This is a genomic window from Drancourtella sp. An12 (assembly GCF_002160935.1).
GTDB classification, from domain to species: domain Bacteria; phylum Bacillota; class Clostridia; order Lachnospirales; family Lachnospiraceae; genus Sellimonas; species Sellimonas catena.
Map to the genome: position 1 here is coordinate 37916 of NZ_NFLO01000001.1, position 13571 is coordinate 51486.

The window sequence follows — 13571 nt, forward strand, 5'->3', positions numbered from 1 at the left end:
CCACATAGCCGAATCGTTACGAATTTTTCATGTTTCACATGAAACATTATATAGATTATAGAAATAAAAAATGTTATAATAAGGCTTATGAAAGAAAGGTGAAGTATAAATGGGTAGAATAATTGCGGTTGCCAATCAGAAAGGCGGCGTCGGCAAGACGACAACAGCTATTAATTTATCCTCGTGTCTGGCGGCAAAAGGACAGAAAGTATTGGCGATTGACATGGACCCGCAGGGAAATATGACCAGCGGGCTGGGGGTAGAGAAAGATCAGGTGGAAAATACAGTCTATGATCTGATCATTGGAAAAGCAGGAATTGAAGAGGTTCTGTGCAAAGAAGTGATTGAAAATCTGGACGTGCTTCCTACAAATATTGATTTGTCGGCCGCCGAAATCGAAATGATTGGAGTAGAAAACAAAGAATATATCCTCAGAGATGAGGTGGCAAAGATAAGAGAAAATTATGATTATGTGATTATCGACTGCCCTCCGTCTTTGAATATGTTGACAATCAATGCGATGACGACAGCTGACAGTGTACTGGTCCCGATTCAGTGTGAATACTATGCTCTGGAGGGATTAAGCCAGCTGATCCACACAATTGAACTTGTACAGGAAAGATTGAATGAGAATCTGAAGATGGAAGGCGTCGTGTTCACAATGTATGATGCGAGAACAAATCTTTCACTTCAGGTAGTGGAAAATGTAAAAGATAACCTGGAACAGACGATCTACAAGACCATCATTCCGAGAAATATCAGACTTGCTGAGGCGCCAAGCTATGGTATGCCGATTAATCTGTATGATCCAAAGTCAACCGGAGCAGAGAGTTATATGCTATTGGCAGATGAAGTGATTCATAAAGGAGAAGAAGAATGACAGCGAAAAGAAGTGGATTAGGAAAAGGACTTGGAAAGGGACTGGACAGTCTGATCCCGGATAACCGTTCGGCCAAAAAGAGTACGCCTGCAAAGGAAAAAACAGAAGAAGTGGTATCAACTGGAGAGAAACTGGTGAAAATCAATATGATTGAACCAAACAGAGAACAGCCGAGAAGAAATTTTGAGGAAGATTCCCTTCTGGAACTTGCAGAGTCGATCAAGCAGTTTGGAGTGCTGCAGCCGCTTCTTGTACAGAAAAAGGACGGATATTATGAAATTATCGCCGGAGAACGGAGATGGAGGGCAGCTAAGCTGGCCGGAGTCAAGGAAGTGCCGGTGATTATAAGAGAATATTCAAAACAGGAAGTCGTTGAGATTGCTCTGATAGAAAACATTCAGAGAGAAAACCTGAATCCAGTAGAAGAAGCACAGGCATATAAAAGACTGATGGAAGAGTTTTCCATGAAGCAGGATGAAATCGCGGAGCGTGTCGGAAAGAGCAGAACAGCAGTAACGAATTCGATCCGTCTCCTGAAGCTGGATGAAAGAGTACAGCAGATGCTGATTGACGATATGATTTCAAGTGGACATGCAAGGGCACTGCTTGCTTTGGAAGATAAGGAAGAACAGTATGCGGCTGCCGCTCAGGTTTTTGATGAAAAACTGAGTGTAAGAGAGACAGAAAAACTGATCCGTGAATGGAATAAACCAAAACCGGAGAAAAAGAAAGTAAAAAAGGAAAATGATTTTATTTACCATGATCTGGAGGAAAAAATGAAAGGAATCATGGGAACGAAAGTCAGCGTCAACAGAAAGGCAAATGGCAAAGGAAAAATAGAAATAGAGTATTATTCTGACGAAGAACTGGAAAGACTGTTTGAGATGATCATGAGTATTAGAGAGGAAGTCAGATAAGATGCAGAGTAAAATTCTGGAATCGATAGGTATTGATCCGGCATATATTCTGATTGTCATGTTTCTGATTCTGATTATACTGGGAGCTTTTCTTGTGAGTCTCAACATGAAGTATAATCGACTGAAAAGAAGCTATTCCCGGTTTATGCGAGGAAGCGACGGGAAGACGCTGGAAGATAATATCCGGCGTCACCTGGAAGAAATGGAGAGGATTGAAGAACTTTCCGGACAGAATCAGATGGAACTGCGGTCATTAAAAGAAAAAATCAGTGGAAGTATTCAGAAAACGGGACTGGTGCAGTACGATGCTTTTAATGAAATGGGCGGGAAATTGAGCTTTGCGTTTACGATACTGGATGGAGAAGATAATGGCTGGATCTTAAATGCCATGCACAGCAGAGAAGGATGTTACATTTATATAAAAGAAATTGTGAACGGAGAATGTCACACAGAACTTGCCGAGGAAGAGGCGGAATCACTGGAACAGGCTATGTATGGTGATTCAGAGGAACTGGCAGGAATAGAATAAGGAAGGAAGAGTTTAAAATGTTAGATATTAAGTTTGTCAGAAGTAACCCGGATGTAGTAAAAGAAAATATCAAAAAGAAATTTCAAGATGAGAAACTGCCGCTGGTAGATGAAGTACTGGAACTTGACAAGAGAAACCGTGAAATCAAACAGGAAGTAGAAGCGCTGCGAGCAGATAAGAACAAAATTTCAAAACAAATCGGTGCCTGCATGGCTCAGGGAAAGAAAGAAGAAGCGGAAGAACTGAAAAAACAGGTGGAGGAAAATGCCGGAAGAACAGCTGAACTTTCTGCAGAAGAAAAGGAAGTAGAAGAGAAAATCAAAAAGATCATGATGGTGATTCCGAATATCATTGATCCGTCTGTACCAATCGGGAAAGATGACAGCGAAAATGTAGAGCTGGAACGCTTCGGAGAGCCGGTTGTTCCGGACTATGAGATCCCATATCATACAGAAATCATGGAAAAATTCAATGGAATCGATCTGGAAAGCGCCGGAAAAGTGGCAGGAAACGGTTTCTATTACCTGATGGGGGACATTGCAAGGCTTCACTCAGCGGTAATCTCTTATGCAAGAGATTTTATGATTAACCGCGGATTTACTTACTGTGTACCGCCGTTTATGATCCGCAGCAATGTCGTGACCGGAGTAATGAGCTTCGCAGAAATGGATGCAATGATGTATAAGATTGAAGGAGAAGATCTGTACCTGATCGGAACAAGTGAACACTCCATGATTGGAAAATTCATTGATTCCATGCTTCCGGAGGAGACACTTCCGAGAACACTGACCAGTTATTCTCCATGCTTCAGAAAAGAAAAAGGGGCACACGGAATTGAAGAGCGTGGTGTATACAGAATACATCAGTTTGAAAAGCAGGAAATGATTGTTGTATGTAAACCGGAAGACAGTATGGAATGGTATGAAAAAATGTGGAAAAACACAGTAGATTTCTTCCGCACTCTGGATATCCCGGTACGTACACTGGAATGCTGCTCCGGAGATCTTGCGGATCTGAAAGTGAAGTCCTGCGATGTGGAAGCATGGTCTCCAAGACAGAAAAAATATTTTGAAGTAGGAAGCTGCTCCAACCTTGGAGACGCTCAGGCAAGACGTCTTGGAATCCGTGTAAAAGGACAGGACGGAAAGAAATATTTTGCACATACACTCAATAACACAGTAGTAGCGCCGCCAAGAATGCTGATCGCATTTCTGGAAAACAATCTTCAGGCAGATGGCTCTGTGAAGATTCCGGAAGCGCTTCAGCCTTACATGGGTGGAATGAAGGAAATCAGATAATGCATAAATATTCAAAAGCAATCGGGTTCGGAGGTGATATCTCCGGATCCATGATGAGAAAAGTGGAAGAGGAAGTCCGCAGAGAATTCACCTCCCATGAAAGAATGATACTGGATGAAGATACCGATTACTGTGAATTCCGAAAGATTCTTGGAGAGCGTCTGGAACTGGCCATGTACGGTGTAATGGATCTGGACGAAAACTTTGAAAAAGAATACAGCGTACCTGTATTTCAAGGAAAAGGAATCACCACATACGCGGATGTTATTGTAGAGAAAAAGATTGACAAAGAGGCTTATATAGGCATCTGCGAGGATGCCAGAGTGGACATTTCCCTGATGTTTTATCTTCAGAATCCGATGGAGTATGTAAGAGAACTTCAGTCTGGAAATCTCAGCAAAAAGAAAACATCCGTGACGCTCGCGGGACTTGCATATGATGGTACTGTTCTGTTCCCTGTCACAAAAAATGAAAAGGACAAAAAGGAACAAAGAGAACAGTTCCGGGACCGGATGATGCTTGTAAGCGCCGCCAGAAAAGGCGATTCCGAGGCAATAGAGACACTGACACTCAAAGATATGGATACGTACCAGAAAGTGTCCAAAAGAGTGGTTACAGAGGATATTTTCAGTATTATAGACACGTATTTTATGCCGTACGGCGTAGAATGTGACCTGTATTCAATCATGGGTGAAATCCTGGATATGGATCTGGTTATCAATGAGGTGACAAGGGAAAAAATCATGATTCTCACACTGGATGTCAATGAAATGATTTTTGATGTCTGCATTCCGAAAGCCAATATACTGGGAGAACCGGCAGTGGGAAGAAGGTTCCGCACGAATATCTGGCTCCAGGGTAAAATTAATTTTTCATAAAAGCTTCACAACACCCCCGGGATATGGTATAATCAGGGGTGTTGTGACAATTATGTTTCCGTAGCTCAGCAGGATAGAGCGACCGCCTCCTAAGCGGTAGGTCGGGTGTTCGAATCACCTCGGGAACGGGTTTTAAAAGCAGGAATTATCAGCCGAAAAGGCGAAATAATCTCCTGTTTTTTATTTTGTCCTTTATAGATTTAGGCAAAAAGCCTGCAACATGGTATAATTGCTTTATAGGGAAAGAGATAGTTGGTGTGCTGAATTGATTCGTTGAAATTCGAGAGGCAGGTATAGCTATGAGCAAAACAGAAAAAGAATTGGTAGTTATTGATGAAAAAGCCCAGGCACCAAACAGTGAAGTGGCACACTATGATATTAAGAGCATGATTTATGTTATACGCAACCAGCAGGTTATGCTGGATAGCGATTTAGCCATGTTGTATCAGGTGGAAACAAGAGTTTTTAATCAGGCTGTAAAAAGAAATATAGCACGCTTTCCGGATAGTTTTAGGTTTCAAATTAGTAAAGACGAGTATGAGGCTTTGAGATCACAAATTGTGACCTCAAAAGAGGAGGATGCTAATGGTAACAAAAAAGGTGGCAGAAGATATTTACCTTATGTTTTTACTGAACAGGGAATCGCAATGTTATCGGCTGTTTTAAGAAGCGATGTTGCTATTCAAGTTAGTATCAATATTATGAATGCATTTGTAGAGATGAGGCGTTTTATAGCCAATAACGCTTTGCTTTTTGAACGTATCAGCAACATAGAACTAAAACAGCTGGAATACCAGAAACAGACTGATGAGAAATTAGAGCAGATATTTGAGTACATATCCGGGCATGAGGAAGCTGGCCAGAAAGTGTTTTTTGATGGTCAGATTTATGATGCATTCAGTTTGATTGTCAGTCTGATACAAAAGGCAGAAAAAGAAATTACACTGATAGATGGATATGTGGATGTGGGAACATTAAATTTACTCTCCAAGAAAAATGAAAACGTGTCTGTTACAATCTACACTCAAAAACGGACAAGACTTACCAAAACAGATGTGGAGAATTTCAATGCACAGTATCCAACTCTGGAAGTGAAATACACAAAGGTGTTCCATGATCGCTTTTTAATTCTTGATAGAGGTACAGCTTATCATGTGGGAGCATCATTAAAGGATGCAGGAAAAAAGTGTTTTGGGATTAACCTTATTCAAGATGCAGGGATCATCAGGGATATATTGCAGAGGTTAGAACTGGAAACGGAGGAATGAGTTTCAAAAGCAGGAATTATTAGCTGAAAATGCGAAACAGTTCCTGCTTTTTATTTTTTGAAAGGGGAATTTTTATGCAAAAACTTCTCTCATTTCACAGAGAATATACATTTGACGGGAAGAAGTATTTTTATGATAAATGCAGGAAAAAGTACATCTTAAAAACACCGGAAAAAATCAAACGGCAGACAACGGTCAAATTTTTCAGATGGAAACTGCATATCCCTTTAAGAAACATACAGACCGAAGTTTCCATGAAGCGGTACGGATATCCGGAACGAAGAGACCGGGCAGATATACTGATTTTACGGCCCGATGGAAATACAATTCTGGCTGTAGTGGAGTGCAAGGCAGCGTATATTCCGATCGATGAGAAGGTAATTGCTCAGCTGTTGCGCTATGCCGAAGCTTTAAATTCAGAATTTGCTTTCGCAACGAACGGAAGTGATCTGAGAGTATTTCGGTTTGATCAGAGATCCGGATATAAAGAGACAGAATGTCCTGCCTCATACAAACGGATGTGCAGATCTAACTGTAATGAAACACCACAGGCAATGACACTTTCTTCACGTCCGGATTTAAAGACGCTTGAGAATATCACATATGTACGCAGACATTATGACAGCTATATAGGAAGACAGACCAGGGAGCATCTGAAGAAAAAACGATACTGGCCGCAGCAGTAGACGATGGGAATAGATGCCATCATGCGCTGCAATTAATATTAGATACAAATATGGAACTATGTCATACCAAAGAAGGAGTGCGTTGCTTTATAAACCACAGCGGGAAAATTAATGTCGGCCGCAAAGGCAGGGCAAAAGTGCAGGAAGTGCTTGAGTATGTAAGGATGAGAATGCCTTCGTTAGTGGACGAAAAGAACGGGCGGATACATTTGGGAGAATTTCGGACTGACAGGTTACTATATGTTACTTCTGAGGAATTTAGTGATTTCTTTGAACACGTGATAAGCTCCGTTCTGATTCTTGAAGCGTTTAGAAATATAAAAAAACATTAAACAATAAGGAGTTTCAGCTTCTTTCATGTATTTGAAAGCAATTTATGATATCATAGATTCAGCTGAAAATTAGTGCATAGACAGGATGGATACAAATGGTAAAAACAATTATGAAAGATATTTTCTTCCTTGGGCAGAAGTCTGAGCCTGCTTCAAGGGAAGATTTGCAGGTTGGGAGAGACCTGCAGGATACATTGGCGGCTAACCGGGAGGCGTGTGTCGGCATGGCGGCCAATATGATCGGAGTCAGAAAACGGGTGATTATTGTGAATATGGGGATGTTTGACGTTGTCATGTTTAACCCGGTCATGGTCAGAAAGGACACGCCGTACGAGACAGAAGAGGGATGTCTTTCCCTTCCCGGTGTCCGGAAAACCACCCGTTATCAGAACATTGAGGTGGAATATTATGATATGAACTGGACAAAGCAGCGGCAGAAGCTGAGCGGCTGGCAGGCTCAGATCTGCCAGCATGAACTCGATCATCTGGAAGGAATTCTGATCTGATATGAAAGAGGAAAAATGGGACAAGCTGCTGCAGATCCGCACAACCGGGCGAGATGATTCTCATGCAGACCAGTACCGGTATCCATATGAGCCGACGCCGTATCCGGTTCTGGAGCGTCTGGCAAACAGCGGATATATCCGGAAAGGAAATATGCTTTTGGACTATGGATGCGGCAAAGGCCGTGTTGATTTCTTTTTGTCGTGGCAGACCAGGTGCAGGTCCATTGGAATCGAGTATGATGAGCGGATTTATGAAAAAGCAGTGGAAAATCAGAATATGTCGTCAGTTTCGGGAAGGGTAACGTTTCAGGCTGTCGATGCGGGAGAATTTCCGGTGCCGGAAAGTGTGGACCGGATCTATTTTTTCAACCCGTTTTCTCTGGAAATCCTGCAAAAAGTGATCAGCAGGATTCGGGATTCGTATTACGAGGCGCCAAGAGAAATTTTACTGTTTTTCTATTACCCGTCAGATGAATATATTTCTTTTCTGATGACGGTGAATGAACTGACATTTTATGATGAGATTGACTGTGGAGATTTATACGATGGAAAAGACAGCCGGGAACGGATTGTAATTTTTAAAATGTAAAAAGGAGAAAAGGGATGATATGGAATCCGGCAATTCCTGAAGTCGGGGGAGAACAAATGAGATGAAAGAAAAGAATTATAATCTTGAACTGATCAGGATGATTTCTTTTGTTCTGGTCATTGCGATTCACGTAAGTAATTATTTCTGCAGAGCTTATGGAGAAATTCCGAACAGCGAGTACGCATTTTCTTTGGTGGTCGATACGGCAGCGAGGGTAAGTGTACCTTACTTTTTTATGATTTCCGGGGCGTTGCTGCTGGGAAGAGAGGAGACACTGAAAAAGCACTGCAGAAGGATCTTACGCTTTTTGTCGGTATTGGCTGTATGGAGCGTGGTTTATTATCTGTGGAATACCTGTTATATGAAAACAGAAGTAAAACTGCAGGAAATTATTTTTGTTCCTGCGGAAGCACATCTTTGGTACCTGTATGCTATGATACCGATTTATCTGGTGCTTCCGTTTCTGCAGGTTATGTGCAGAAACCTGTCGAAGAATCTTGAAACTGCACTCCTGATTATTTCGACAGGAGCAGTGCTTCTGAATTTTCGTACTACTTTTACAGGTGAGGAACTGTATTATGATCTGCCGTTGATTGGAGATAAAGTCTATACATACTATTTGTTTTTCGGTTATTATATTAGCAAGTACAGGAAAAAAATCCCGATTCGCCAGAAAACAGCAGTGCTGATTTGTATATTCAGTATGGCGGTATCTTTTGGAGCAACCATGGGGGCAACATTTGCAAAAGGGTATCATTATGAAAAAGAACTGACTTATGGTTCGCCGTTTGTGATTTTGGCATCCGTTATGTTTTTTATCATTATGATAAGGGTGAATGATGGAAATTTTCAGCCTTCAGACCGCAGGAAGCGTATAATAGACCTTTTTTGCAACTGTTCGTTTGGCATATATCTGATCCATATTTTATTTCTGGATAATTACAAAAAATATATGGAACCAACTGATTTTACGGCATGGATTGCAATACCGGGGCTGACGTTTGTGATTGCGGCAGTGTCCTTTGTGTGTGTCCTGATTATGAGGCAGACAACGATCGGGAAGAAAATTACATAGAGGGAATGAATGTCCGGATAGAGGAAAGTGAATAATAGAATCAAAACGTGCGATAGCGGAAAGGAAAGAATGATATGTGTACCTGTATTACGTATGACAATGGAGATTTTTACTTTGGAAGGAATCTGGATCTGGACTGCTCTTTCGGGGAGAAGGTTGTGATTACACCGAGGAATTTCCCGCTGGATTTCCGTCTGGCAGGGCGTAAGGAACAGCATTATGCCATGATCGGCATGGCATCAGCTGTCAGCCGGTTCCCTTTATATGCGGAAGCGGTAAATGAAAAGGGGCTGTGTATGGCAGGGCTGAATTTCCCGGGAAACGCATACTATCAGAAACCGGAAGGTCAGGGAATGGAACTTGCCTCTTTTGAGATCATTGCCTGGATTTTGGGAAACTATTCCACGGTGGCGGAAGTGAAAAATGATCTTGAGAAAATGAAAATTGTGGACCTTGCGTTTTCTGAGAAGATGCCTCCGGCGCCGCTTCACTGGATGCTGGCGGACCGGGAACAGTGTCTTGTTCTGGAGGCTGTTCAGGAAGGACTGAAAATTTACGAAAATCCATTTGGTGTGCTGACGAATAATCCGCCGTTTGAATATCACAGGCTGAATATGAACAATTATATGAATCTCAGCGCAAAAAGCCCGGAGAACCGCTTTTGTGACAAGCTGAGTTTAAAGCCTTACGCACAGGGAATGGGAGCGGCAGGATTGCCGGGAGATGCTTCTTCCGCGGCCAGATTTGTAAGGGCTGCCTTCCTGAAATGGAATTCCGTATCGCCGCAGGACGAGAAATCGAATGTTTCCCAGTTCTTTCATATTCTGGACGGGGTATCGATGGTGCGCGGGTCTGTGATTACAGAGGCCGGAACATATGATATCACCACTTATTCCTGCTGTATTAATACACGGACAGGTGTATATTATTACAAAACATACGATGACAGCCGGATCCGGAAAGTAGAGATGCAGGAAACGGATCTGGAAGGGGCTGAACTGATAACGGTGTTTTAGGAAGGAAAAAAGGCAGAGCGTAAGATTGCTCTGCTTTCTTTTTACGATGATTTTACGTGTTGCAACTTCAGATTTGACATTCTCCTGTTAAACTTAAAAAAATCATAATTTGAGAAGGGAGAACGTCTAAATATGAAGAAACGACAGCTCAGTATAGCACTTGCAGCATTTTTAACCGCATCCGCAGTTGCCTCGGCAGCAGGCATGCCTGTGTCTGCTGCATCTTCCGGAAATACGGTTTTTATCAATGAAGTCGAGTCTGATGATCCGAATGGAGGGAATGACTGGATTGAGATAGTAAATACAGGAGATCAGGCCGTGGATATCAGTGGCTGGTTTGTCACAGACGACAAGGGTCTGGAACGGCTTACGAGCAATGAGACAAAGCAATTTCCAGATGGAACAGTGCTGGAAGCAGGAGCGGTAATGGTATTGGAGGACAGTATTGATTTTAGTTTTGGGCTTGGGAAAAGCGATACTGTTTCCTTGTACAACGCAAACAGCAGTCTGAAGGATACCTACAGCTATGACGGACATGCTTTGGGAACTTATTCCAGAGTACCAGATGGGACAGGAGAGTTTGTTGATCAGAGTTCTACAAAGGGAGCGGTAAATGTTACCGCACAGGAACCAGGAGAAGGGGAAAACGGCGAATCCGGACAGAATATGATGGCGCTTGTGATAAATGAAATCAATTCCTCTCCGGATGACTGGGTAGAACTGATGAATACAGGAAATGAAACCATTGATCTGTCAGGGTGTGAAATTCGTGATAATTCCGATGACCATCGGTGGAGATTTCCGGAAGGTTCCACGATAGAACCGGGAGCGCTGCTGGTGGTTGATGCTAAAACAATGGGAAGAATTTATAATGACCAGACAGACACGTTTGAAGAAAATACGTTTGAGGCAGCAATCGGAATCGGGTCTGCGGATTCTATCCGGCTTTATGATTCACAAGGAACTCTTCTAGATGAATACTCCTGGACTGAACATGCTTCATATGAAGGAGATGCGGCTCAGGCTTCTTATGGAAGATATCCGGATGGAACAGGAGCATTTGCACTCACAAAAGAGACAAAAGGACAGGCGAATGAATGGTATGCTCCATCTGTTGTAATCAACGAAGTAGAATCGAATGGTGACAGCACAGACTGGGTAGAAATCAAAAATACAGGAGATACTGCGGTAGATATTTCAGGATGGTACCTGTATGATAATGATCCGGTAGGACATGCGTCCGATATTACTCCTGTAGCGGAAGGAACGATCTTAAATCCGGGAGAATACTATGTTTTTGAGGGAAACCGTGATTTTTCATTCGGTTTGGGGAATGAGGACAAGGTATCCATTTATAACAGCGAAGGCGCGGCTGTTGCTGAATACAGCTGGACGACTCATGCAGCGGGAGTATATGCAAGAATTCCGGACGGAACAGGAGAACTGACGGATTTCCAGACTTCCACTAAAGGAGAGGCTAACCTGATCGTGAATCCCGTGGTGCTTAACGAAGTGCAGTCCAATGATCCGGATGGAGGAGCGGACTGGGTGGAACTGGCAAACCCGACACAGGAAGCGTTAGATGTTTCCGGAATTGTTATCAAAGATAATGATGATTCGCATGAGTATGTAATACCGGAAGGGACGACCATTCCGGCAGACGGGTATCTGGTGATTGATGACTTGAATTTCGGACTGGGAAGCGATGATTCTGTCCGTCTGTACGAAGATGGAAATCTGATTGCGAACACTACATGGACCGGGCATACAAGTCCGACCTGGGGACTTTATCCGGATGTAAACGGACAGGAGTACAGGAATACGCAGGAAGCAACTCCGGGAGCAGCGAATAAGTTTGCGGATATTCCGGAAGTAATCGCATGGCCGGGAGCAGAAGAGGTTACCGTATTTGATACAGAATCTACATTTCTGGAAGATTCTTCAGGACTTGACTTTTTTGGAGGACAGTTGTATGCGGTAGATAACGGAACCGGAAAATTCTGGATTCTGGATGTTGCAAAAGACGGCACATTAAGCTTTGCGAATGGATTTGAAGAAGGAAAGAGGATTCGTTTTCAGAAGGATGCATCTGATCCGTCTGCTGCCGGACCGGATGCGGAAGGAATTACAGTAGATGGAGCCGGACTTGTTTATATTGCATCGGAGCGTGATAATAGTCAGAAGGGAATCAATTATAATTCTATTCTGGTGGTAGATCCGGACACAGAAGGATCAGACCTGACAGCAGTCAATGAGTGGGATTTGACGTCTTCTCTGCCGCAGGTATCTGCAAATATGGGAATTGAAGCAGTCGAATGGGTTTCTGACACGGCTGTAACAGGAAAACTGTTTGACCAGAATACAGGGGCTGCATTTGACCCGGCAGACTATCCGGATGCGGTCGCTGATGGTGTATTTTTCGTGGCTTTGGAAGATAACGGACATGTTTACGCCTATGTATTGAATGAAGATGGTACATCTGTACAGATTGCAGATATTGATTCCAAACTTGGAGGTGCCATGTCACTGGACTATGATACCTACGAAAATGTTCTTTGGGTGATGACGGATGACGGTTACGGTAATAGAGGAGCAAAAATCACTCTGAATGGAACGGAGACACCGGAAATTGTCCATGTACTTCCGCCGTCAGGTGTGGATACCTCCGCCAATAATGAAGGCTTTGCCATTGCGGATGCTTCTTATACTGTAAACGGACAAAGGCCGGTATACCGGTTCCGGGATGGAGTTACATCCGGTGCACTGACAGTTGGTTCGTTGAATTGTGACTACAGTGAGACATCAGGAGATGATGGACAGCAGACTGGAGGAAATCAGCAGACAGGGGATAACCAGCAGACTGGTGGAAACCAGAACAGCGGAGACAAGAATGCCGGAGGAATGGATGCTCAGAATCAAAACTTTGCGGATCAAAATAAGACTGCCGTTTCTGAAAGTGATTCAGGAACACAGGCACCAAAAACCGGAGACAGCAGTAATGTACTTCTCTGGGCCGGAGCAGCCGTAATTTCTCTTGGAGGAATCATCAGCGGCTTCATCATGAAAAAGAGACATTTTATGTAATGCTTTGTTAAAATAGCAGAAAGCTTCCGGGGTGAGTAAAAAAATCAGCTCATTCCGGAAGCTTTATTTCCGCCAGAGAGTCAAAAGAAATCACTGTTTCAGTTTCTCCGTCAGAGATGACAAGTTTCTGAAAGACAGAATCAATTCTGGTTACAATTCCTGAAACCTCTTTATAGATTCCAAGAGGTGGCGTGTCAGAATGGTGCATGTCCTCCTGAAAAAAACGAACTGAGAGAGAGCTTCCCTTTTCTACCCGAGAAAGGAGCACGGAAATCTGCAGGGACTTCTCTTCTGACAGAAGTTTTTTCGGGACCAGATTCTTTTTCCAGTCTTCCTCGGCGATTTCCTCTTCATATCCGCGCAGAGCGGCGAAAGGTGAGAAGATCTTTGCGCGGCCGGCAACGGGCATACGGGGATGCCGGTAGGATGGTTCCGGACGGGAAAGATGCAGAATATCCTGATATTTTGCAGTGACGATGCGTCCTTCTGCTGAATTTTTATAGTCTGTCATGG

At 43.1% G+C, this 13571-nt stretch carries 13 protein-coding genes and 1 tRNA gene; 13 read left to right on the plus strand and 1 reads right to left on the minus strand.

Translation table 11 applies throughout. The annotated features are described in order from the left end of the window. Nucleotides 1-109: 109 nt before the first annotated feature. The 13 genes from B5E64_RS00195 to B5E64_RS00255 all read left to right on the plus strand — a co-directional run bounded on the left by B5E64_RS00195 (nucleotide 110) and on the right by B5E64_RS00255 (nucleotide 13058). Nucleotides 110-880, plus strand: coding sequence for an AAA family ATPase (locus tag B5E64_RS00195; RefSeq protein WP_087166519.1), 771 nt, complete (start codon nucleotides 110-112; stop codon nucleotides 878-880). Then, the gene (locus B5E64_RS00200) at nucleotides 877-1797 is read left to right on the plus strand and encodes a ParB/RepB/Spo0J family partition protein (RefSeq protein ID WP_087166520.1); all 921 of its coding nucleotides are present in this window, start codon (nucleotides 877-879) and stop codon (nucleotides 1795-1797) included. Before B5E64_RS00195 ends, B5E64_RS00200 begins: the two co-directional genes overlap by 4 nt. 1 nt (nucleotide 1798) lies before the next feature. Beyond that, nucleotides 1799-2326: a DUF4446 family protein gene (locus B5E64_RS00205; protein WP_087166521.1), complete on the plus strand. Its 528-nt coding sequence runs from the start codon at nucleotides 1799-1801 to the stop codon at nucleotides 2324-2326. Between the two features lie 17 nt (nucleotides 2327-2343). After that, nucleotides 2344-3624, plus strand: coding sequence for a serine--tRNA ligase (gene serS, locus B5E64_RS00210; protein WP_087166522.1), 1281 nt, complete (start codon nucleotides 2344-2346; stop codon nucleotides 3622-3624). After that, nucleotides 3624-4502, plus strand: coding sequence for a DUF3881 family protein (locus tag B5E64_RS00215; protein ID WP_087166523.1), 879 nt, complete (start codon nucleotides 3624-3626; stop codon nucleotides 4500-4502). Before serS ends, B5E64_RS00215 begins: the two co-directional genes overlap by 1 nt. Nucleotides 4503-4556: 54 nt before the next feature. Further along, nucleotides 4557-4630: transfer RNA gene (locus tag B5E64_RS00220), tRNA-Arg, on the plus strand. A gap of 171 nt (nucleotides 4631-4801) precedes the next feature. After that, nucleotides 4802-5770, plus strand: coding sequence for an ORF6N domain-containing protein (locus tag B5E64_RS00225; RefSeq protein WP_087166524.1), 969 nt, complete (start codon nucleotides 4802-4804; stop codon nucleotides 5768-5770). A 74-nt stretch (nucleotides 5771-5844) separates the two neighbouring features. Continuing rightward, on the plus strand, nucleotides 5845-6456 hold the full coding sequence (locus B5E64_RS00230; RefSeq protein ID WP_162610107.1) for a type I restriction enzyme HsdR N-terminal domain-containing protein: 612 nt from the start codon (nucleotides 5845-5847) through the stop codon (nucleotides 6454-6456). Between the two features lie 427 nt (nucleotides 6457-6883). Then, complete coding sequence (locus B5E64_RS00235; RefSeq protein ID WP_087166526.1) at nucleotides 6884-7294, plus strand: peptide deformylase; 411 nt, start codon at nucleotides 6884-6886, stop codon at nucleotides 7292-7294. A 1-nt stretch (nucleotide 7295) separates the two neighbouring features. Beyond that, entirely contained in the window at nucleotides 7296-7883 is a 588-nt protein-coding gene (locus B5E64_RS00240; protein ID WP_087166527.1) for a class I SAM-dependent methyltransferase, read from the plus strand. A 61-nt stretch (nucleotides 7884-7944) separates the two neighbouring features. Continuing rightward, nucleotides 7945-8958 carry an acyltransferase family protein gene (locus tag B5E64_RS00245; RefSeq protein WP_087166528.1) on the plus strand — a complete coding sequence of 338 codons (1014 nt, stop codon included), beginning with the start codon at nucleotides 7945-7947 and terminating at the stop codon, nucleotides 8956-8958. A 74-nt stretch (nucleotides 8959-9032) separates the two neighbouring features. Then, on the plus strand, nucleotides 9033-9974 hold the full coding sequence (gene bsh / locus B5E64_RS00250; RefSeq protein WP_087166529.1) for a choloylglycine hydrolase: 942 nt from the start codon (nucleotides 9033-9035) through the stop codon (nucleotides 9972-9974). 132 nt (nucleotides 9975-10106) lie between these two features. Further along, a complete protein-coding gene (locus tag B5E64_RS00255) occupies nucleotides 10107-13058 on the plus strand; it encodes a lamin tail domain-containing protein (RefSeq protein ID WP_087166530.1) in 2952 nt (983 codons plus the stop codon). A gap of 49 nt (nucleotides 13059-13107) precedes the next feature. Here the strand turns inward: B5E64_RS00255 and B5E64_RS00260 are convergent, their stop codons facing one another. After that, complete coding sequence (locus tag B5E64_RS00260; protein WP_087166531.1) at nucleotides 13108-13569, minus strand: hypothetical protein; 462 nt, start codon at nucleotides 13567-13569, stop codon at nucleotides 13108-13110. Nucleotides 13570-13571: the final 2 nt, after the last annotated feature.